This window comes from Teichococcus oryzae (assembly GCF_008386565.1).
GTDB classification, from domain to species: domain Bacteria; phylum Pseudomonadota; class Alphaproteobacteria; order Acetobacterales; family Acetobacteraceae; genus Pseudoroseomonas; species Pseudoroseomonas oryzae.
This window is the reverse complement of record NZ_VUKA01000004.1, coordinates 202,608-222,024: the sequence shown is the minus strand read 5'-3', so window position 1 is coordinate 222,024 and position 19,417 is coordinate 202,608. Positions and strand designations below refer to the sequence as shown.

Annotated in this window: 18 protein-coding genes; 12 read left to right on the top strand and 6 right to left on the bottom strand. The window is 70.1% G+C overall.

The features are described 5' to 3' along the window. Positions 1-8 precede the first annotated feature (8 nt). Positions 9-1,133 carry a fumarylacetoacetate hydrolase family protein gene (locus tag F0Q34_RS11395; RefSeq protein WP_149812340.1) on the bottom strand — a complete coding sequence of 375 codons (1,125 nt, stop codon included), beginning with the start codon at positions 1,131-1,133 and terminating at the stop codon, positions 9-11. A 128-nt stretch (positions 1,134-1,261) separates the two neighbouring features. Here F0Q34_RS11395 and F0Q34_RS11390 point away from each other — a divergent pair, with 128 nt between their 5' ends. The 4 genes from F0Q34_RS11390 to F0Q34_RS11375 all read left to right on the top strand — a co-directional run bounded on the left by F0Q34_RS11390 (position 1,262) and on the right by F0Q34_RS11375 (position 4,956). Further along, positions 1,262-2,593, top strand: coding sequence for an extracellular solute-binding protein (locus tag F0Q34_RS11390; RefSeq protein WP_149812339.1), 1,332 nt, complete (start codon positions 1,262-1,264; stop codon positions 2,591-2,593). After that, positions 2,593-3,504 carry a carbohydrate ABC transporter permease gene (locus F0Q34_RS11385; protein WP_149812338.1) on the top strand — a complete coding sequence of 304 codons (912 nt, stop codon included), beginning with the start codon at positions 2,593-2,595 and terminating at the stop codon, positions 3,502-3,504. The genes F0Q34_RS11390 and F0Q34_RS11385 overlap by 1 nt, the downstream gene beginning before the upstream one ends. A gap of 2 nt (positions 3,505-3,506) precedes the next feature. Beyond that, complete coding sequence (locus F0Q34_RS11380) at positions 3,507-4,325, top strand: carbohydrate ABC transporter permease (RefSeq protein WP_149812337.1); 819 nt, start codon at positions 3,507-3,509, stop codon at positions 4,323-4,325. Between the two features lie 100 nt (positions 4,326-4,425). Then, entirely contained in the window at positions 4,426-4,956 is a 531-nt protein-coding gene (locus F0Q34_RS11375) for a gamma carbonic anhydrase family protein (RefSeq protein WP_149812336.1), read from the top strand. Positions 4,957-5,000: 44 nt separating this feature from the next. Here F0Q34_RS11375 and F0Q34_RS11370 read toward each other — a convergent pair whose 3' ends face one another. Next, positions 5,001-6,314 (bottom strand): aspartate aminotransferase family protein, encoded by a 1,314-nt coding sequence (locus tag F0Q34_RS11370; protein WP_149812335.1) that lies wholly within the window; start codon positions 6,312-6,314, stop codon positions 5,001-5,003. A gap of 67 nt (positions 6,315-6,381) precedes the next feature. Then, positions 6,382-7,410 carry an alpha/beta fold hydrolase gene (locus F0Q34_RS11365; RefSeq protein WP_149812334.1) on the bottom strand — a complete coding sequence of 343 codons (1,029 nt, stop codon included), beginning with the start codon at positions 7,408-7,410 and terminating at the stop codon, positions 6,382-6,384. A gap of 146 nt (positions 7,411-7,556) precedes the next feature. Here F0Q34_RS11365 and F0Q34_RS11360 point away from each other — a divergent pair, with 146 nt between their 5' ends. Together F0Q34_RS11360 and F0Q34_RS11355 are read left to right on the top strand one after the other, a co-directional pair. After that, positions 7,557-8,693, top strand: a complete 1,137-nt coding sequence (locus F0Q34_RS11360; RefSeq protein ID WP_149812333.1) for a glycosyltransferase family 4 protein — start codon at positions 7,557-7,559, stop codon at positions 8,691-8,693. Between the two features lie 2 nt (positions 8,694-8,695). Continuing rightward, on the top strand, positions 8,696-9,649 hold the full coding sequence (locus F0Q34_RS11355) for a glycosyltransferase family 9 protein (protein ID WP_149812425.1): 954 nt from the start codon (positions 8,696-8,698) through the stop codon (positions 9,647-9,649). 93 nt (positions 9,650-9,742) lie between these two features. Here the strand turns inward: F0Q34_RS11355 and F0Q34_RS11350 are convergent, their stop codons facing one another. Then, a complete protein-coding gene (locus tag F0Q34_RS11350) occupies positions 9,743-10,195 on the bottom strand; it encodes an Lrp/AsnC family transcriptional regulator (RefSeq protein ID WP_149812332.1) in 453 nt (150 codons plus the stop codon). A gap of 198 nt (positions 10,196-10,393) precedes the next feature. Here F0Q34_RS11350 and F0Q34_RS11345 point away from each other — a divergent pair, with 198 nt between their 5' ends. Together F0Q34_RS11345 and F0Q34_RS11340 are read left to right on the top strand one after the other, a co-directional pair. Beyond that, complete coding sequence (locus tag F0Q34_RS11345; RefSeq protein WP_149812331.1) at positions 10,394-11,020, top strand: glutathione S-transferase N-terminal domain-containing protein; 627 nt, start codon at positions 10,394-10,396, stop codon at positions 11,018-11,020. Next, positions 11,010-11,363 carry a hypothetical protein gene (locus F0Q34_RS11340; protein ID WP_149812330.1) on the top strand — a complete coding sequence of 118 codons (354 nt, stop codon included), beginning with the start codon at positions 11,010-11,012 and terminating at the stop codon, positions 11,361-11,363. Before F0Q34_RS11345 ends, F0Q34_RS11340 begins: the two co-directional genes overlap by 11 nt. 27 nt (positions 11,364-11,390) lie before the next feature. On the opposite strand, the gene F0Q34_RS11335 is transcribed toward F0Q34_RS11340, so the two are convergent. Both F0Q34_RS11335 and F0Q34_RS11330 read right to left on the bottom strand, forming a co-directional pair. Beyond that, positions 11,391-11,693, bottom strand: a complete 303-nt coding sequence (locus F0Q34_RS11335; protein WP_149812329.1) for a hypothetical protein — start codon at positions 11,691-11,693, stop codon at positions 11,391-11,393. Positions 11,694-12,015: 322 nt separating this feature from the next. Beyond that, entirely contained in the window at positions 12,016-14,172 is a 2,157-nt protein-coding gene (locus tag F0Q34_RS11330; protein WP_149812328.1) for an anthranilate synthase component I, read from the bottom strand. A 323-nt stretch (positions 14,173-14,495) separates the two neighbouring features. Between F0Q34_RS11330 and F0Q34_RS11325 the strand changes: the two genes are divergently transcribed. From F0Q34_RS11325 to rpsP, 4 genes are all read left to right on the top strand, one after another. Continuing rightward, positions 14,496-16,109: an ABC transporter substrate-binding protein gene (locus tag F0Q34_RS11325; RefSeq protein ID WP_149812327.1), complete on the top strand. Its 1,614-nt coding sequence runs from the start codon at positions 14,496-14,498 to the stop codon at positions 16,107-16,109. A gap of 196 nt (positions 16,110-16,305) precedes the next feature. Beyond that, a complete protein-coding gene (locus tag F0Q34_RS11320; RefSeq protein ID WP_149812326.1) occupies positions 16,306-17,433 on the top strand; it encodes a THUMP domain-containing class I SAM-dependent RNA methyltransferase in 1,128 nt (375 codons plus the stop codon). A 207-nt stretch (positions 17,434-17,640) separates the two neighbouring features. After that, on the top strand, positions 17,641-19,029 hold the full coding sequence (gene ffh, locus F0Q34_RS11315) for a signal recognition particle protein (protein WP_149812325.1): 1,389 nt from the start codon (positions 17,641-17,643) through the stop codon (positions 19,027-19,029). Between the two features lie 32 nt (positions 19,030-19,061). After that, the gene (gene rpsP, locus F0Q34_RS11310; protein WP_149812324.1) at positions 19,062-19,394 is read left to right on the top strand and encodes a 30S ribosomal protein S16; all 333 of its coding nucleotides are present in this window, start codon (positions 19,062-19,064) and stop codon (positions 19,392-19,394) included. Positions 19,395-19,417 lie beyond the last annotated feature (23 nt).

Sequence of the window (19,417 nt, the reverse complement as noted above, 5' to 3'; positions counted from 1 at the left end):
CCCGGGGTTCATGCCTTGGGCAGCCCCCGCTTCGCCAGGTTCTGCATCAGCGCGCCGATGCCGAAGCGCCAGGGCGGGCAGGCATCGGTGCGGTCGGTCACGTTCTCCAGCACGCCGAGGCGCGGGCTGGCGATGCGCACCGTGTCGCCGACATGGTGGGTGAAGCCCATTCCCGCCGCGTCACGGTCCTTGGAGGGGGAGAAGGGCGTGCCCAGGAACAGCGCCGCGCCATCCGGGTATTGGTGGTGCGGGTTGATCATCTGCGCCACCAGATCCGTCGGATCGCGGGAGATGATGCCGACCGCGCCGGATTCCTCCAGGCTGAAGCCGTCCTTGCCGGTGATGGCGAGCGTGATCTCGGCCTGGCGGATGTCCTCCAGCGTGAAGCCTTCGTCGAACAGGCGGATGGCGGGGCCGAGGGCGCAGGCGGCGTTGTTGTCCTTGGCCTTGCCCAGAAGCAGCGCCGAGCGCCCCTCCACGTCGCGCAGGTTGACGTCATTGCCCAGCGTCGCGCCCAGGATGTCGCCGCGCGCATTCACCGCCAGCACCACCTCCGGCTCCGGATTGTTCCAGGCGGAGCCGGGATGGATGCCGATCTTCGCGCCGATGCCGACGGCGGACAGCGGCTGGCCCTTGGTGAACACCTCGGCATCGGGGCCGATGCCCACCTCGAGGTACTGGCTCCACCAGCCGCGCTCCACGAGGTTGCGCTTCAGCGCCATGGCCTCGGCGCTGCCGGGCACCAGGCTGGCCAGGTCCTCGCCGATGATGCCGCGGATCTCGGCGCGGATGCTTTCCGCCTGCCGGGCGTCGCCGCGGCAGCGTTCCTCGATCACGCGCTCCAGCATGGACCGGGCATAGGTGACGCCGCAGGCCTTCAGCGCCTGCAGGTCAAAGGGCGCCAGCGGCCGGGCGGCGCCGAGGTCCAGCGAAAGCCTGACGCCGCGCGCGGCGATGGCGCCGACCGGATCGGGCGCGTTCAGCCAGGCGCTGACGGTGCCGAAGGCCGGCGTCATGTCGAAGGCCTCCCCGCGCGACAGGGCGATGGCCTGCGGGCCTTCGGCGCCCTCGACGCGCAGCGCGAAATGGCCATCCCGCCAATCGGCGGGCAGGGCGGTGGCGAGGCTGGTCATGCGGCGTCCTCCGGTTGCTTCCTTCCCCATTTTCCTAGCCGCTTCCGTTGGGGCTTGCCATCCGGGGCGCGGCGATGAAAGCATGAGCCAAACAACCGGCGCAGCCGGGAAAACGGGAGGGTTTCAAGATGTCCGAGTTCACGCGCCGTGTCGCGCTGCGCGGGGCCGCCGGCCTGCTGGCCGCCCCCGCCCTGGTGGAATCCGTCGGCGCCCAGCAGGCCTTCGACTGGAAGCGCTTCAAGGGCCAGCGCGTCGAGGCCAGCCTGACCGCCAATCCGCGCTCCTCCCTGCTGATCCAGCACCAGAAGGAATTCGAGGAGCTGACCGGCATCCGCGTCGGCGCCGAGGCCATCCCGGAGCAGCAGCACCGGCAGAAATTCGCCATCGAGTTCGCTTCCGGCCGGCCTTCCTTCGACGTGGTCGGCATCAGCCTGCATGTCAGCAAGCGCCAGGTTGGCCGCGCCAAATGGACCACCGACATCCGGCCGCTGCTGCAGGACCCGACCATGACGGCGCCGGACTTCGACTTCGCCGATTATGGGTCGGGGCCGGTGGAATATTCCACCCAGGCCGATGGCCGCATGGACACGCTGCCGGAATTCACCGACTACTTCATCCTTTACTACAACAAGGAACTCCTGGCGGCGAAGAACATCGCCGTGCCGAAGACCTTCGACGAGCTGTACACCGCGGCCAAGGCGCTGACCGACCCGGCGAAGCAGCAATACGGCTTTGTCGGGCGCGGGCTGCGCAATGCCAATGTCACGCTCTGGGCGTCCTTCCTGCTCGGCACGCAGCAGCGGGATTCGGTCAGCCCGGACATGAAGCTGCTGACCGACACGCCCGACGCCATCGCCGCGACCGAGGCCTATGCGCGCATCATGCGCGAATGCGGCCCGCCGGGGAATGTCGGCTTCAACTGGAACGAATGCCAGACCACCTTCATGCAGGGCCGTGCCGCCTTCTGGATCGATGGCGTGGGCTTCGCCGCGCCGCTGGAGGACAAGGCGCGGTCCCGCGTCGCCGGCAAGGTGGGCTATGCCGTTTCGCCTGCGGGGCCGGCGCATCATCATTGCTGCCTGTTCGGCACCGCCTTCGGCATCAGCGAGCAGAGCAAGGTGCGCGGGGCCGCCTGGTATTACCTGCAATGGGCCTCGGGCAAGCAGAACCAGCTGCGCTACCTGACCTCGGGCGCCGGCGCGCCCGCCCGCACCAGCCCGTTCCGCAACGAGGAGGCGATCGCCTCCAGCCGCTTCCCGCGCGAGTTCTTCACCACCCTGGTGGAAAGCGGCCGCATCGCCCGGCCGGGCCTGCCGGAGATCGTTCCCGTCACGGAGTTCCGCGACACCATCGGCACGGCGCTCACCAACTGCATCGGCGGCGCCGACGCGGCCACCGAGCTGAAGCGCGCGACCGAGGCCTTCCGACCGGTGCTGGAGCAATCGGAAAAGGCCAGCTGATGTCCGGCGCCGCCACGCTTCCCGCGACGGCCGCCACGGCCAGGCCGCGCCGCAACTATGCCCGGCGCTATGTCTGGTTCGTGGTGCCGGCCGCCATCGTCGTGCTCAGCGTGATCCTGTTCCCATGGGTGTTCACGCTGTTCATGTCCGCGCATGACTGGAAGATCGGCGGCGGGCACAGCTATGTGGGCCTCGACAATTACCGCAAGCTGTTCACCGATGACCGCTTCCTGTGGTCCATGGCGCGCACCCTGTATTTCACCGCGCTGGCGGTGATTGGGCCGATGGTGCTGGGCACGATCGCGGCGCTGGTCTTCGCCCGCAACTTCCCGCTGCGGGGCCTGGCGCGCACCGTGTTCATCCTACCGATGATGGCGACGCCGGTGGCGGTGGCGCTGGTCTGGACCATGATGTTCCACCCTCAGCTCGGCGTGCTGAACTGGCTTCTGACGCAGTTCGGCCTGCCGCCCTCCATGTGGATCTACGACGCGAACACCGTGATCCCGACGCTGGTGATGGTGGAGGTGTGGCACTGGACGCCGCTGGTGATGCTGATCGTCCTCGGCGGCCTCGCTTCCCTGCCGGTGGACCCGTATGAGGCGGCGAAGATCGACGGCGCCAATGCCTGGCAGGCCTTCCGCCACATCACCTTTCCGTTGCTGATGCCCTTCCTGGTGGTGGCGCTGATCATCCGCACCATCGACGCGCTGAAGGCGTTCGACACCATCTACGTCATCACCCAGGGCGGGCCGGGCACCAGCTCCGAGACGATCAACATCTTCCTCTACCTGCAAGGCTTCGCCTACTACAACATGGGCTATGCCAGCGCGGTGGTGGTGGTGTTCTTCCTGATCATCGTTTCGCTCGCCGGGGTGCTGCTGTGGGCGCGCAACCGCGCCAAGGATCTCTGACCATGATGCGCGCCCTGGAGAAGATCGGCTTCGCCCTGACCGTGCTGGTGCTGGTTTCGCCGGCGGCGACCGTGTTCCTGTGGATGCTGTCGCTGTCGCTGAAGAACGAGCTGGACAACACCGCCTGGCCGCCCGTCTTCATCCCCAGCCCGCCGGTCTGGGACAATTTCATCGCGGTGTTCGAGCGCAACGACTTCCTGCTCTACACCTGGAACAGCGTGGTGGTGTCCTTCACCGCCACCGGGCTCGCCATCCTGATCGGCGTGCCGGCCGGCTACGGCATCGCCAAGATGCGGGCGACACGCGCGGCGATGCTGATCCTGATCGCCCGCATCACGCCAGGCCTGTCCTACCTGATCCCGCTGTTCCTGTTGTTCCAGTGGCTCGGCCTCACCGGCACGCTGACGCCGATCATCGTCACGCATCTCGTCATCACCGTGCCCATCGTGGTCTGGGTGATGATCGGCTTCTTCGAGGGGCTGCCGGCCGAGCTGGAGGAGGCGGCGCTGGTGGATGGCGCCAATATCTGGCAGGCCTTCCGCCATGTCGCCTTTCCGCTGGCGCGGCCCGGCATCACCGTGGCGGTGATCCTGTCCTTCATCTTTTCCTGGAACAACTTCATCTTCGCCATGGTGCTGGCGGGGCGCGAAACACGCACCCTGCCGGTCGCGGTCAACAACATGCTGACCTTCGAGCAGATCTCCTGGGGCCCGCTGGCCGCCGCCGCGCTGCTGGTGACGCTGCCGGTGCTGCTGCTGACGCTGCTGGCGCAGAAGCAGATCATCGCCGGGCTGACGGCGGGCGGCGTCAAGGGCGGCTGAGGCGGCGCGGCCTGTCGCCGGGGAAGCATTTGGCTGCCCCGGCGGCTTGTGCGGGGCGGCGCTTTGATGGACGCTGGCGGCAGAAACAGGAGGAACCGCCATGGCCATCTACGCCCTTGACGACATCTCGCCCACCCTGCCCGATGAAGGGCGCTACTGGATCGCGCCCGATGCGCATGTCATCGGCGATGTTACGCTGGGGGATGAGGTGGGGGTCTGGTTCGGCGCCGTGCTGCGCGGCGACACCACGCCGCTGCACATCGGCAATGGCACCAACATCCAGGAAGGCGCGATGCTGCATGCCGATCCTGGCGCGCCGCTGACGGTGGGCGCCAATGTCACGGTCGGGCATCATGCCATCCTGCATGGCTGCACGGTGGGCGACGGCACGCTGATCGGCATGGGCGCCACGGTGCTGAACCGCGCCCGCATCGGCCGGCATTGCATCGTCGGCGCCAATGCCCTTGTCACCGAGGACAAGGAATTCCCCGATTTCTCCCTGATCGTCGGCGCGCCGGCCAAGGTCGCGCGCACGCTGGACGCGGAAACGGCCGAGAAGCTGAAGGCGTCCGCGACGCATTACGTCGCCAATTGGCGCCGCTTCGCCGCCGGGCTGCGGCGGATCCGCTGACCGGATCTTCCCGGCCAGGCCATTCCGCCTGACCGGGAGCCGCCTCAGGCGAGCAGGGAGCGCCGCGCCTCGATGAAATCCTGCAGCGCGGCTTCCAGCGCGTCGAAGTCGTTGTCCGTCAATGGCAGGGACAGCGCCATGAAGCCGCGCTTCGGCATGGTGTAGATGCCGCGCTCCAGCAGGTCGTAGAACAGCAGCGAGCGCAGCACCGCATTGCCTTGCGCCGCATCGGCGGGGGAGCGGATCTCGCCGCGCCGCGCGTGGAAGGCCAGCATGGAGCCGATGCCCGTCACCTGCAGCGCCGCGCCGGCGCGGTGGCACAAGGCGTTCAGCCGTTCCCGCAGCGCATCGCCGCGCGCGTTCAGCGCCAGCGCCGCTTCCGGCGTGTAGACCTGACCCAGCCCGGCGATGCCGGCCGCCAGGGTAAAGACGTTGTTGTTGTAGGTGCCGGAATGCTGCAACGGCACGGATTGGCGCGGGTCGAAGCCTTCCATGAGGTCGGCGCGGCCGCCAAAGGCGCCGGCGGTGAAGCCGCCGCCGATATACTTGCCGAGCGTCGTCATGTCCGGCGTGATGCCGTGCTTCGCCTGCAAACCGCCCGGCGACAGGCGGGAGGTCATCACCTCGTCGAAGATCAGCACGATGCCATGATGCGCCGTGCGCTCGCGCAGCATCAGCAGGAAGTCGCGATCGGCGGGGATGCAGCCGCCGCCGCCGATCATGGGCTCCACGATCACCACGGCCAGCCGCCCGGCATGGGCGTCGATCAGGGCACGCGTGGCCTCGATGTCGTTGAAGGGCGCCACGACCGTCTCGAACGGAACGTTGAGCGGGTTGTCCTGGGCGGTGAAGGTCAGGAAGCCGCCATGGTAGCAGCCGGCGAAGCCCAGCACCGCCGGCCGCCCCGTCACCACTCGCGCCGTCTGCACCGCGAAGGTGTTGGCCTCGGAACCGGAATTGCACAGCCGCACCCGCTCCAGGCTGGGGAAGCGGGCGCAAAGCAGCCCGGCCAGTTCGCCCTCCATCGCCGTGTGGCCGCCGAAATTCCAGCCGCGTTCCAGCTGCGCCTCGATGGCGGCGCGGATCACCGGATGGCGATGGCCATAGATGCCGGCCGTCGCTTCGCCCAGGAAGTCGGTGCGGCGGTGCCCGTCCTCGTCCCACAGCGTGGCGCCGTCACCGCGGGCCCAGGCGACGGGGAAGGGGTCGAAGAAGATTCCGGTGCGGGTGTTGCCGCCCGGCATGGAGCCCAGCGCCGCCTCATGCACGCGGCGGCTCGTGGGATGGGCCGCGGCGTAGAGCGCCTTGGCTTCCTCCAGCGCCGCAGGGGCATCCGTGTTGGCGAGGGACTGGCGCATGGGCGGCGAACTCCGTTCCGGACCCGTGCAGGGTCCGGCCCGCATGGCGTCCTGTCAACCGCCCGGATCAGCGCAGGGCGGAGAGCTCCTGCAACAGGCTCTGGTGGAAGCGCTGCGGGGCCTGGATCTGCGGCGAATGGCCGAGATCGGCGAAGCGCACCAGCTTGGAGTTCGGGATCGCCTCGTGCGCGCGGGGCGCCAGCTCGGGATAATTGCCGAGTTTTGGCTGCAATTCGCGCGGGGCTGCGGCCTTGCCGATCGCCGTGTTGTCCTTGTCGCCGATCATCAGCAGCGTCGGCACGCGGATCTCGGGGAAGTGGTGGAGCACGGGCTGGGTGAACACCATGTCGCTGGCCTGGGCCTGGTTCCACAGCACCTGCTCGCGTCCTGGCCCGGCATACATCCCGGCCTGCATCTGCACCCAGCGCTCGTAGCGCGGCTCCCAGCTTCCGGCGTAATAGGTGCTGCGCTGATAGGCGCGGATGCTTTCCACGCTGGTGCGCTGCTCGGAAGCGAACCACTGGTCCACCGTCTGGTGCGGCACGCCGGCGGCTTCCCAGTCCTCCAGCCCGATCGGGTTGACCATCACCAGCCCTTCCGTCTGCTCCGGATACATCAGGGCGTAGCGCGCGGCGAGCATCCCGCCCATGGAGTGGCCCATCACCACGGCGCGGCGGATGCCCAGCTCGTTCAGCAGCGCGTGGGTGTTGGCGGCCAGCTGGTGCAGGGTGAACTGGTAGCCCTGCGGCTTGGAGGAGCGGCAGAAGCCGATCTGGTCCGGCACCACCACGCGCCAACCATTGTCGCGCAACGCCTCGATCGTCGTTTCCCAGGTGGCGCCGCAGAAATTCTTGCCGTGCAGCAGCACGATGCTGCGGCCATTCGGGCGCTCCGGCCGGATGTCCATGTAGCTCATGGCCAGGGGTTGACGCTGGGAGGTGAAGGCGAATTCGGCCGTGGGGAAGGGATAGGCGAAGCCTTCCAGGCGCGGGCCATAGGTCTGCCCCACGCCGCTGTCGGGCGCGGCCTGCTGCGCCTGTGCGGGGGCGGCGAGCGGTGCCAGCAGCAGCGCGGCGAACAGGGGGGCGAGGCGCATCGGCGTCAACTCCAGGGCAGGGGATATCGGGGGTTGATATGGGAGGCGTCATGCGCATGGCCGCTCACGATCCTGGCATCCCGAAGGCGGGCTCATGGGGCAGGCAGCCTTCCGCCCTGGAACGATCTGCCTTATTCCGGCGCGCCATGCCGCCCGTCGACTCGCCCGCCATCCTGCAGGTCCTGCCCGCGCTCAATGCGGGCGGGGTGGAGCGTGGCACGCTGGAAATCGCCGCCGCCATCGCCGAGGCCGGGTTCCGCCCGCTGGTGGCCTCGGCCGGCGGGCGGCTGGTACCGCGGCTGGAGGCGCTGGGCGCGCGCCATGTCACCTTGGCGCTGGATGGCAAGTCGCCCCTGGCGCTGTGGCGCAACGCCGCGGCGCTGCGCGGGCTGATCGCGGCGGAGGGGGTGCGGATCGTCCATGCCCGCTCCCGCTTTCCCGCCTGGCCGGCGCTGTGGGCGGCGCGGCGCGCGGGCGCGCGTTTCGTCACCACCTATCACGGCACCTACAACGAGAACTTCCCCGGCAAGCGCCGCTACAATTCCGTGATGGCGCGGGGGGAACGAGTGATCGCCATTTCCCGCTTCATCGCCGACCTGGTGCGGGAGCGGCACGGCGTGGAGCCCGCGCGCATCCGGCTGATCCCGCGTGGGGTGGATACCGCGCTGTTCGACCCGGCCGCCGTGGAGCCGTCGCGCCTCGCCGCCTTGCGCGCGGCCTGGGGCGTGCCGCGGGACCGGCCCGTGCTGCTGCTGCCGGCGCGGATCAGCCGCTGGAAGGGGCAGGGCGTGCTGCTGGAGGCGCTGGCCCGGCTGCCATCCCCGCGCCCCTTCGCGCTGCTGCTGGGCGATGTCGGGCGCGGCGCCTATGCCGCCGAGCTGCGCGCCAGGGCGGCGGCGCTCGGCCTCGGCGCCGACATCGCCATGCCGGGCCACACCGATGACCTGCCGGCCGCCTTCCTGCTGGCCGACCTGGCGCTGCACTGCTCCACCGATGCCGAGGCCTTCGGGCGCGGCGTGATCGAGGCGCAGGCCATGGCGCGGCCGGTGATCGCGGCCGATCTGGGCGGGCCACGCGAAACCGTGCGGCATGGCGAAACCGGCTGGCTGGTGCCCCCGGGCGATGCCGATGCCCTGGCCGGCGCCATCGCCAGGGCCCTGGCCCTGCCGGCGGCGGAGCGCGCCGCCATCGGCGCCCGCGCCCAGGCCGAGGTGCGCGCCCACTACACCACCCAGGCCATGCAGCGCGCCACGCTGGCGGTGTACCGGGAGCTTCTTCCGTGACCATGAATGCCGGGGCTGGACGCATCCTGGTGATCAAGCTGGCGGCGCTGGGCGACTTCATCCAGGCCTTCGGCCCCTTCGCCGCCATCCGGGAACACCATCCGGGGGCGGAGATCACCCTGCTGACCACGCCGCCCTTCGCCGGGCTGGCGCGGCGCTCGCCCTGGTTCGACCGGGTCTGGACGGATGGGCGGCCGGAATGGCGCGACCTCGGTGCCGTGGCGCGGCTGGCGCTGAAGCTGCGGCGCGGGCGCTTCACGCGGGTTTATGACCTGCAAACCTCCGGCCGCTCCTCGCGCTATCGCTGGTTCACCGGCGCGCGCCCCGACTGGTCCGGCATTGCCCGCGGCGCCAGCCATCCCCATGACAATCCGGCGCGCGACCAGATGCACACGCTGGACCGGCAGCAGGACCAGCTTCGGCGCGCCGGCATCGCCCATTTCCCGCAGCCCGACATGCGCTGGCTGGAGGGGGATCTGTCCGGCCTCGGCCTGCCCGGGCGCTTCGGCCTGCTGATCCCCGGCGCGTCCCCGCACCGGCCCGGCAAGCGCTGGCCGGTGGAGCATTTCGCCGCCCTGGCCGCCGCCCTGCCGGTGCCCGTGGCGGTGCTGGGCGGACCGGGGGAGCGCGCGCTGGCCGAGGCGATCCGCCGCGCGGCCCCCGCCACGATCGACCTGACCGGCCGGACCGATCTGTTGCAGATCGGCGCCCTGGCCCGGCGCGCCGATTTCGCGGTCGGCAACGACACCGGCCCGACGCATCTGGTGGCGGCGGCCGGATGTCCCACCGTGGCGCTGTTCGGCGCCGAAAGCGACCCGGCATTGTCCGCCCCGCGCGGGCCCGCCGTGGCCGTGCTGCGGCACCGCCCACTGGCCGGGCTGGACCGCGCCGCCGTGCGCGCGGCCCTGGCCGACCTGGCCATGCGCGCGCCGCGGGATGCCGGGCCCGCTGCCTGAACGGCCGCGCCGGAGCGGCTTCCGTTCGCACCGGCTCGCGAAAGCCACCCTGACCTTGCTTTCACGGGCATCTTCATCCGGCCGGGACCTGCTTCAGGGCAGGGCGGACACGCTGCGCTTCAGGCAGCGCAGCGCGAAGGCGGTGCGGGTGTGGCGCACCCCGGGCAGCCGGTAGAGCTTTTCCCGCAGCAGCGCCTCATAGCCGGCGGTGCCGCCCACCGCGGCCTTGAGCAGGTAGTCATAGCCGCCGGTCATCAGGTGGCATTCCAGCACCTCGGGCATGTCCTGCACCGCCTGCTCGAAGCGGGCCAGCGCGGCTTCGTCATGCTTGTCCATGACCACCTCGATATAGACGGTGTCCGGCACGCCGAGGGCGGCGTGGTTCAGCAGCGCCACATAGCCCTCGATGACCCGCGCCTGTTCCAGCCGCCGCACCCTTGTCCAGCAGGGGGAAGGGGAAAGGCCCACCTGCTCGGCCAGCTCGGCATTGGTCAGGCGCGCATTGCGGGCCAGTGCCCGCAGGATGCGACGATCGATCTCGTCCATGATCCTCCTCCGAACACAGGGCCGAGGCCCGTCTGACAAGCGAAGTGTGGCGGCGGGATGGCCGGGCCGGCCGAGTGATGCCGCATTCTGCGCCCACGCTTCAGACGATGAGGCCATCCCGAAAGGAGTACATCCATTTCGCTATCGAGATTGACAGATGGGCCGCATCATCACAGTATCGCGATCGGAGGCCAGCCTATGCGCCTGTATGGATATTCCCAGTCGCCGGCGACCCAGCGGATCCAGATCGCGCTGGCGCTGAAGGGCCTCGATGCTCCCGCGACCTTGTCCAAGATGCCATGCGGCATGCCGGGTGGCGGGGCGGTGCTGCAGCTTGGTGGAAGCGGCGCCCTGCCGGCGCTGGAACTGGCCGATGGCGTCAGGCTGACCCAATCCCTGGCCATCCTGGAATGGCTGGAGGAAATCTGGCCAACCCCGCCTCTGTTGCCGCCGGACCCGCTGACCCGCGCCCGGGTCCGGGGCTTCGCCCAGACCATCGCCAGCGACGTGCATCCGCTGCAAAGCCTTCGCCTGGTGTCCCGCTCGCGGGAAGGCGGCCTGGTGGAAGGGGAAGCGCAGGCCTGCGCCCGCCGTGGCATCAGCGAGGGGCTGGAAATCTGCGAATCCCTGCTGGTCGACAATGCCGGGCCGTTCTGCTTCGGCGAAACGCCGGGGCTGGCCGATCTGTGCCTGGTGCCGCAGCTGCGCATGGCGCGGCATTTCGGCGTGCATCTGGCCTTTCCGCATCTTCTGGCGGCGGAAGCCGCCTGCCTGACCTTGCCGGCCTTCCGGCAGCCCAGCCTGGAGTCGGTACATGCCGGATGATCGAAACAGGCGGCGGCGGTGCCGCGTGGCGCTGGGGCTGGGGGTGCTGGCCCTGCTCACGCCTGGTCTGGCGCAGGCGCAGCTGCGCAGCCTGATCGTGCCGGCGGATGCGGGTGTCGCGGTGGCGGCGCGGGGGCAGGCGCAGCCAAGGCTGGTGGCGCCGCCGGCCGCCTTGCAGCTTCCCGCGGATGAAGGCCCGGCGCCGCTTCAGCTTCCCGCGGGGGGGCAGGGTCTGGCGGCGCCGCTGGGTCTGGTCCTGCCGCTGGCGGCAGGTGCCCTGCTGGGGGCGGGGTTGTCACAGGGCGGTGGCTCAGGCGGGGGCAGCCCGGTCCGGACCCGTTGATCGGGTCTGTCCTGTTTCCCGAAAGGCTCAGGCTTCCGGCTGGCGTGACAAGGTCACGCGGTAACGCCCGGCGCTGATTTCCAGCGCGCCCGGGTCGCGCTGCCAGTACCAGCCGCTTTCATCGTCCCAGCGTGCATAGCTTTCGAGCTTGCCCAGCCGCAGAAAGCCGCAGAAGGGGCCATCGATCTCGGCTTCGAAGCCGCCCCACCGCAGGATCAGCAGCGGCCAGCGGCCGCTGGTGCGCGGCGCGTGCAGGAAGGCGGTTTCCTCCAGCGGGGCCGCCCGGAGGGGCGAGGCGGCCAAGGCAGGTTCGCGGGCCAAAATGTCCACTGGCATCTCCCTTTGAAGGGCTGGGGGGCGGGGATTGGAATGTCGCGAAGAATGAATGTTGTGCCGGTTAAATCAACTCACAGTGGCGGGAGTTGTAGCTTGGCCATTTCGCACAACCTGGAATTACATCTGCGCCCGCAACAAATCCTCGGAAAGCACTGAGAAGAACAAGGATTGGTTGAGCCGGCGCGCATGGTCGTTATTTCTATGAAATGAACGCGGCAACCGTAGGCAAGGGTAAAGGCTTGGTCCAAGCAACTGAGCGTGTGGTAGGCGCCGCCGCCCCACCCGGGAAGCGGCGGCCGTGGCGGCGGCGCCCGCCTCAGGCGGCGAATTCGTTGGTGGCGAAATGCCGCAGCAGGTGGCGGATCAGCGGCATGCCGATGCGCGCCGGGTCGGTCATCAGGGATTCAGGGTGGAACTGCACCGCGCCCAGCTTCAGCGAGCGGTGCTCGATCGCCATGATGACGCCGTCCTCGGTTTCAGCGGTGGCGACCAGCTCGGCCGGCAGCGCCACCTTGCGCGCATGCAGGGAATGGTAGCGGCCGACGGTGAAGCGCTCCGGCAGGCCTGCCAGCAACTGCCCGCCCAGGTTGCGGATCTCGGAAGGCTTGCCATGCATGGGCTCGGCCAGCTGGTCCAGCGCGCCGCCGAAATGCTCCACCATCCCTTGCAACCCCAGGCAGACGCCGAAGGCTGGCAGGTTGCGCTGGATCACCAGCTCCAGCGTTTCCGACATGGCGAAGTCCGATGGGCGGCCGGGGCCGGGGGAGAGCAGCACCAGGTCCACCGGCGCGTTGCCGCGCAGCTCGGCGCGGGCCGCCTCGGGCCGCAGCGTGCGCACCTCGGCCCCGGCGGCGCGGACATAGCTGGCGAGGGTGTGGACGAAGCTGTCCTCGTGATCGACCAGCAGCACGCGCAGGCCGGACGCGACCGGCGCCTCGGCCACGGCCTCGGCGGCGGGCTTCACCTCGCCGCGGATGGCGGCGAACATTGCGGAGGCCTTCAGGCGGCATTCCGCCTCCTCCGCCGCCGGCTCGCTGTCATGCAGCAGGGTGGCGCCGGCCCGCACCTCGGCCACGCCGTCCTTCATGCGGATGGTGCGCAGCGTCAGGCCGGTGTTCATGTTGCCGTCAAAGGTGATCCGCCCGATGGCGCCGCCATACCAGCGGCGGGCGGAACGCTCCTCCGCCTCCACATGGCGGATCGCCCAGGTCTTGGGCGCGCCGGTCACGGTGACGGCCCAGGCATGGGACAGGAAGCCGTCCAGCGCGTCCATCTGCGGCAGCAGCGTGCCCTCCACATGGTCCACCGTGTGGATCAGGCGGGAATACATCTCGATCTGCCGCCGCCCGATGACCTTCACCGTGCCTGGCACGCAGACCCGCGCCTTGTCGTTGCGGTCCACGTCGGTGCACATGGTCAGCTCGCTCTCCTCCTTGGCGGAGTTGAGCAGGGCGCGGATGTTGGCCGCGTCCTCCAGCGCGTCGCGGCCGCGCTTGATGGTGCCGGAGATCGGGCAGGTCTCGATGCGCTTGCCTTCCACGCGCACGAACATCTCGGGGGAGGCGGCGACCAGGAACTCGCCCTCGCCCAGATTCATCAGCGCGCCATAGGGGGAAGGGTTCACCTGCCGCAGGCGGCGGAACACCTCGCTCGGCGCGTCGTTGCAGGCGGTGGCGAAGGTCTGGCCCAGCACCACCTCGAACAGGTCGCCGCGGGCGAAGGCCTGCCGCGCGCGCTCCACCATGGCGGCGTATTCGCCGGGGCCGTAATCGCTTTCCGGCGGGCTGGCGCCCTCGCTGGTGCGGAAGCCATCGGCGGGGGTTTCGCGCGGCAGACCCTCGGTGGAGCGGCCGGCGACCTCGAAATCGTAGCGGTAGAGCGAGGCCTGCTCATGCATGTGGTCGACGACGAGGATCTCGTCGGCCAGGTACAGCACCAGGTCGCGCTGGTCGTCGGCGCGGGGCAGGCGGAGCTTCACCGGCTCGAACTGGAACACCAGGTCGTAGCCGAAGGCGCCATAGAAGCCGAGATGCGCGTCCTCCGGGCTGCCGAACAGGTCGCGCAGGGCGCGCAGCACGGAGAACACGGAAGGCTGGCGGGACCGCTCCTCCTCCGGGAAGCTGCCTTCCGGCGTGCGCACGGTGAGGTCGATGCGCCCGGCCGTGGCGGACAGCGCCGCCAGCTCCGGCAGGGCGCGCAGCGCGGGCGCGACGGCGCCGAGCAGCACCTCCCCGCGCGCGTTCAGCGCCTTGATCGCCATCTCCCGCCCGCGCGCCTGGATCATCAGCGGCGGGTCGGAAAAGCCCAGATCCCAGCGGGTGTAGCGGCCCGGGAACTCGAAGGAGGAGGACAGCAGCACGCCGCGCTGCCGGTCCAGCCTGCCGGCGAGGGCTGCCAGCGCCTCGGCCGCCCCGGTTTCCAGGGTTTCGCGGCGGACGGCGATGCCGCCTTCGGTTCGGTAGGTGATCTGCATCGGGACACTCCGGGCTGCGGGGGCCACGGGGTCCGGCGATCGGCTTGTTCGGATACGAAAAAGGCCGCCCGGAACTCCGTGGCGGCCATGTAGGGTTACGCGGGCCGCCTCAGGAGAGGGGCCACCACCAGCGCTGCTGAGGCATTCGCGTGTTCATGCGCGAAACCGTAATGGCCCGCGCCCCCGGTTGCAAGCGCCAGTTTGGCCTTGCTGGCGGCCATGGTCATGGCATCCTCGGAACCGCGTGAAGCCCGGCCCTGAGCGGGGCAGCGCACAGGGAAGGCGACAGGTTGCACGGCATCCACGTCATGAGGGGGGCGGTCATGCGGCGTAGGGCATTGCTGGGATCGGGGCTGTCGGCGGCGGCCCTGCTGGGGGGCGGGGGAGCTTACGGCCCGCTGGCGCGGCCGGCGCTGGCCCAGGGCGCGGCGGCGCGCACGCTGCGCTTCGTGCCGCATGCGGACCTCGCCAATTTCGATCCGGTCTGGGGCACGCAATACGTGGTGCGCAACGCCGCCGTGCTGGTCTGGGACATGCTCTATGGCGTGGACGAGACGGTGACGCCGCGGCGGCAGATGGTGGAGCAGGAGGAGGTCTCGGCCGACGGGCTGACCTGGACCTTCCGGCTGCGCCCCGGCCTCACCTTCCATGACGGAACGCCGGTGCTGGCGCGCGACGCGGTGGCGAGCCTCGCCCGCTGGTCGGCGCGCGACGCCATGGGGCTGATGATCAGGGCCATCCAGCAGGAGCTGGTGGCGGTGGACGACCGCACCTTCCGCTGGGTGCTGCGCAAGCCATACCCGAAGATGCTGCTGGCGCTGGGCAAGACCAACGCCCCTTGCGCCTTCATCATGCCCGAGCGGATCGCGCAGACCGACCCGTTCGGGCAGATCAAGGAATATGTCGGCTCCGGCCCGATGCGCTTCGTGCGGGAGGAATGGGTGCCCGGCGCCCGCGCCGTTTTCGCGCGCTTCGACGGCTACCGCCCGCGCGAGGAAGCCGCCTCCTGGCTGGCCGGCGGCAAGCGCATCCTGGTGGACCGCGTCGAATGGTCCATCATGCCGGACCCGGCCACTGCCGCCGGCGCCCTGCAGAATGGCGAGATCGACTGGTGGGAAACGCCGATCCCCGACCTGATCCCGGTGCTGAAGCGGGCGCGCGGCGTGTCGGTGGACATCGCCGACCCGCTGGGCAACATCGCGGCGCTTCGCATGAACCACCTGCAGCCGCCCTTCAACGATGTGCGGGCGCGGCGCGCGGTGCTGATGGCGCTGAGCCAGGAAGATTACATGCGGGCCATCGTCGGCAGCGATGACAGCCTTTGGCGGCCGCTGCCCGGCTTCTTCACCCCGGGCACGCCGGGCTATACCGAGGCGGGCGGCGACATCCTGAAGGGAAAGCGCGACCTCGACGCGGCGAAGCGCCTGCTGGCCGAGAGCGGCTACAACAACCAGCCCGTGTTCTGCATGTTCTCGCAGGACCTGCCGCCCCACAAGGCCATGGGCGACGTCACCGCCGACCTGTTCGCGCGCATGGGCTTCAACGTGGATGCCGTCGCCACCGACTGGGGCACGGTGGTCGGCCGCCGCGCCTCCAAGGCGCCGCCGGCGCAGGGCGGCTGGAACGTGTTCCACACCTGGCATTCCGGCGCCGATTGCGTCACCCCCGCCGGCTACGCGGCGATCCGCGGCAATGGCGAGAAGGCCTGGTTCGGCTGGCCCGACAGCCCGAAAACCGAGGAAGGCGTGGAGGCCTGGTACGCCGCCCCTGGCCCGGACGAGGAAAAGGCCGCGCTGGCCGCGATCAACCGGGCAGCGATGGAGGACGTGATCTACGCTCCGCTGGGCCAGTTCATGGCCTACCAGGCCTGGCGGTCCAACGTGTCGGGTGTGCTCAAGGCGCCGCTGCCGCTGTTCTGGGGCGTCAGCAAGGCATAAGGCCGGCGCCGCGCCAGGCGCCCTGCCGGGGCGGCGGGCAAGGGGGAGGGGCGGGCATCCACCCGCCCTCCGCGCCGGCAATGGCCGTCCGCGCCGCAGGATGGTAGAGAAGGGGCGGCTTTGTTGTTCTGTCTCCCCGCCCGCGCGGACAGGCCAAGGTGCCGCCGCCCTCCTGCCTCCCGCATCGCAGTTCGAGATGACCAGCAACACCGATTTCGAGATCTTCCTGGCCACCCTGCCGGGGCTGGAGCCGGTGCTCTGGGCCGAGGTGAAGTCCAAGGGCTTCCGGCGGCCGAAGGAGGTTCCCGGCGGCGTGGTGATCACGGGCGGCTGGCCGGAGGTCTGGCGCGCCAATCTGTGGGTCCGTGGCGCCGGGCGGGTGCTGGCGCGGGTCGACGCGTTCCACGTTCTCCACCTGGCGCAGCTCGAAGGCCGCGCCCGCCGCGTGCCCTGGGCCAGCGTCCTGCGCCCGGACGTGCCGTTCCGCGTCGAGGCATCCTGCGCCAAGTCCCGCATCTATCACAGCGGCGCCGCGGCCGAGCGGATCGCCGCCGCCATCGCCGAGACGCTGGGCGCGCCGCCGGCGGAAGGCGCGGCCCCTGGGGAGGCCGTCACGGTGCGGGCGCGCATCGAGCACGATCTTTGCACGATCAGCGTCGATACCTCGGGCGAGCTGCTGCACAAGCGCGGCTACAAGGAGGCCGTGAACCGCGCGCCGATGCGGGAAACCATGGCGTCCCTGTTCCTGCGCCAATGCGGCTACGAGGGCGCCGAGCCGGTGCTGGACCCGATGTGCGGCTCCGGCACCTTCGTGATCGAGGCGGCGGAGATCGCCGCCCGGCTCAATCCCGGCCGCGCTCGCTCCTTCGCCTTCGAGAAGCTGGCCAGCTTCGACGCGGCGGCGTGGCAGCAGATGCGCGCGGTGAAGAGCCAGCGCGTCCCGGCGGCGCGCTTCTACGGCAGCGACCGCGATGCCGGGGCGGTGGCCATGAGCCGCGCGAACGCCGCGCGCGCCGGGGTTTCCGATTGCACCGAGTTCCGGCAGAACACCATCAGCGACCTCCTTCCCCCCGCCGGGCCGCCGGGGCTGGTGATCGCCAACCCGCCCTATGGCGCCCGCATCGGGGAACGGAAGGCGCTGGCGCCGCTGTACCGCGCGCTGGGGCAGGTGCTGATGGGCCGCTTCGGCGGCTGGCGCGTCGGCATCATCACCAGCGAGCCGGGCCTCGCGGCCGCGACCGGGCTGCCATTCCTGCCGGCCACCGCGCCGGTGCCGCATGGCGGGCTGCGCGTGTCCCTGTTCCGGACCGCGCCACTGGCCTGAGGCCGGCCCTTCCGCTTGGCCGCGCCATCGCGGCAGGGAACGCTTGACCCTCCTGGCCCTGATGACCTAAACCCCACCGGCCTGGGTCGGACCCGGGACCTTTTTGGTCGGCGCCTCCCGGAGAGGCCCGGCTCCGTCGCTCCGCGAAGGCTCGCGCAGCGGCGCGTTTTGTTTTGGGCGCTCGTCAGGGCGCGGCAGTGAGGGCGGATGTTCGAGGCGCTTTCGGGCAAGCTGAACGGGGTTTTCGACCGGCTGCGCCGCCGTGGCGCGCTGACCGAGGCCGACGTGGCCGAAGCCTCGCGCGAGGTCCGCATCGCGCTGCTGGAAGCCGATGTCGCCCTGCCGGTGGTCAAGGACATCGTCGCCAAGGTGCGCGAGCGCGCCGTGGGGCAGGAAGTGCTGCGCTCCGTGTCCCCGGCGCAGCAGGTCATCAAGATCGTCAATGACTGCCTGGTCGAGGCGCTGGGCGGCGGGGAGGGCGTGGAGCACGTCCCCGGAATCAGCCTGAACGCGGCCTCGCCGGTGCCGATCCTGATGGTCGGCCTGCAGGGCTCGGGCAAGACCACCACCTCCGGCAAGATCGCGCTGCGGCTGCGCACGCGCGAGAAGAAGAAGGTGCTGCTGGCCAGCCTGGACGTGCATCGCCCGGCCGCGCAGCTCCAGCTCGAGACGCTGGCGAAGCAGGCGGGCGTCACCTCCCTGCCGATCATCCAGGGCCAGTCGCCGCTGGAGATCGCGCAGCGCGCCATGCAGGTGGCGCGCGGCGAGCTGTATGACGTCGTCATCCTCGACACCGCCGGCCGCCTCTCGATTGACGAGGCGCTGATGGAGGAGGTGGCGCAGGTCAAGGCCGCCACCCGCCCGCATGAAAGCCTGCTGGTGGTCGATGCCATGACCGGCCAGGACGCGGTGCAGACGGCGCGCGCTTTCAACGAGCGCGTCGGCATCACCGGCATCGTCATGACGCGCATCGACGGCGATGCGCGCGGCGGCGCCGCGCTGTCCATGCGGGCCGTCACCGGCGCGCCGATCAAGCTGCTCGGCGCCGGCGAGAAGCTGGAGGCGCTGGAGGATTTCCACCCCGACCGCATCGCCGGCCGCATCCTCGGCATGGGCGACATCGTCTCGCTCGTCGAGAAGGCCGCCGAGACGATCGACAAGGCGGAGGCCGAGAAGCTCGCCGCGAAGATGCAGAAGGGTCAGTTCGACCTGGAGGATTATGCTTCGCAGCTCAAGCAGATCAACAAGATGGGCTCGCTTTCGGGCATCCTGAACATGCTGCCGGGCCTCGGCAAGCTGAAGGGGCAGATCGACGAGTCGAAGCTCGACGGCTCCATCCTCAAGCGGCAGGCCGCCATCATCGGCTCCATGACGCTGAAGGAGCGCCGCAACCCCGCGATCCTGAAGGCGAGCCGCAAGAAGCGCATCGCCGCGGGCTCGGGGACCTCCGTTCAGGAGGTCAACAAGCTGCTGAAGCAGTTCGACGACATGTCCGCGATGATGAAGCGGATGAGCAAGCTCGGCCAGAAGGGAATGATGCGCGGCGGCCTCGGCGCGCTCCTGCCTGGCATGGGGGGCGGCAAGCGCCCCTTCTGACACCACGACCAAAACACTGATAGGAACCTGATATGGGCCTGAAGATCCGCCTCGCGCGCGCCGGTGCCAAGAAGCGCCCCTACTACCACATCGTGGTGGCCGACAGCCGCTCCCCGCGCGATGGCCGCTTCATCGAGAAGGTCGGCAGCTACAACCCGATGCTGCCCTCCGACCATGCCGAGCGCGTGCGCCTGTTCGACGAGCGCATCAAGCACTGGCTGAGCAACGGCGCCGTGGCGACCGACCGCGTGGCGAAGTTCCTCGGCAAGGCCGAGCTGGCGCCGATGCCGGTGTTCCGCGAGCAGCCGAAGCAGTCCGCGCCGAAGAAGAAGGCGCAGGAACGCGCCGCCGCCGCGGCCGGCTGAACCGGACGCGCAAGGTAGCGGCC

What these genes read in the sequence shown, in the direction of transcription:
- F0Q34_RS11360 (WP_149812333.1), top strand. Translation starts at nt 7,557, where the DNA reads ATGCCGCCCGTCGACTCGCCCGCCATCCTGCAGGTCCTGCCCGCGCTC.
- F0Q34_RS11340 (WP_149812330.1), top strand. Translation starts at nt 11,010, where the DNA reads ATGCCGGATGATCGAAACAGGCGGCGGCGGTGCCGCGTGGCGCTGGGG.
- F0Q34_RS11390 (WP_149812339.1), top strand. Translation starts at nt 1,262, where the DNA reads ATGTCCGAGTTCACGCGCCGTGTCGCGCTGCGCGGGGCCGCCGGCCTG.
- ffh (WP_149812325.1), top strand. Translation starts at nt 17,641, where the DNA reads ATGTTCGAGGCGCTTTCGGGCAAGCTGAACGGGGTTTTCGACCGGCTG.
- F0Q34_RS11350 (WP_149812332.1), bottom strand. Translation starts at nt 10,195, where the DNA reads ATGGACGAGATCGATCGTCGCATCCTGCGGGCACTGGCCCGCAATGCG.
- F0Q34_RS11345 (WP_149812331.1), top strand. Translation starts at nt 10,394, where the DNA reads ATGCGCCTGTATGGATATTCCCAGTCGCCGGCGACCCAGCGGATCCAG.
- rpsP (WP_149812324.1), top strand. Translation starts at nt 19,062, where the DNA reads ATGGGCCTGAAGATCCGCCTCGCGCGCGCCGGTGCCAAGAAGCGCCCC.
- F0Q34_RS11385 (WP_149812338.1), top strand. Translation starts at nt 2,593, where the DNA reads ATGTCCGGCGCCGCCACGCTTCCCGCGACGGCCGCCACGGCCAGGCCG.
- F0Q34_RS11375 (WP_149812336.1), top strand. Translation starts at nt 4,426, where the DNA reads ATGGCCATCTACGCCCTTGACGACATCTCGCCCACCCTGCCCGATGAA.
- F0Q34_RS11325 (WP_149812327.1), top strand. Translation starts at nt 14,496, where the DNA reads ATGCGGCGTAGGGCATTGCTGGGATCGGGGCTGTCGGCGGCGGCCCTG.
- F0Q34_RS11355 (WP_149812425.1), top strand. Translation starts at nt 8,696, where the DNA reads ATGAATGCCGGGGCTGGACGCATCCTGGTGATCAAGCTGGCGGCGCTG.
- F0Q34_RS11380 (WP_149812337.1), top strand. Translation starts at nt 3,507, where the DNA reads ATGATGCGCGCCCTGGAGAAGATCGGCTTCGCCCTGACCGTGCTGGTG.
- F0Q34_RS11370 (WP_149812335.1), bottom strand. Translation starts at nt 6,314, where the DNA reads ATGCGCCAGTCCCTCGCCAACACGGATGCCCCTGCGGCGCTGGAGGAA.
- F0Q34_RS11330 (WP_149812328.1), bottom strand. Translation starts at nt 14,172, where the DNA reads ATGCAGATCACCTACCGAACCGAAGGCGGCATCGCCGTCCGCCGCGAA.
- F0Q34_RS11365 (WP_149812334.1), bottom strand. Translation starts at nt 7,410, where the DNA reads ATGCGCCTCGCCCCCCTGTTCGCCGCGCTGCTGCTGGCACCGCTCGCC.
- F0Q34_RS11395 (WP_149812340.1), bottom strand. Translation starts at nt 1,133, where the DNA reads ATGACCAGCCTCGCCACCGCCCTGCCCGCCGATTGGCGGGATGGCCAT.
- F0Q34_RS11320 (WP_149812326.1), top strand. Translation starts at nt 16,306, where the DNA reads ATGACCAGCAACACCGATTTCGAGATCTTCCTGGCCACCCTGCCGGGG.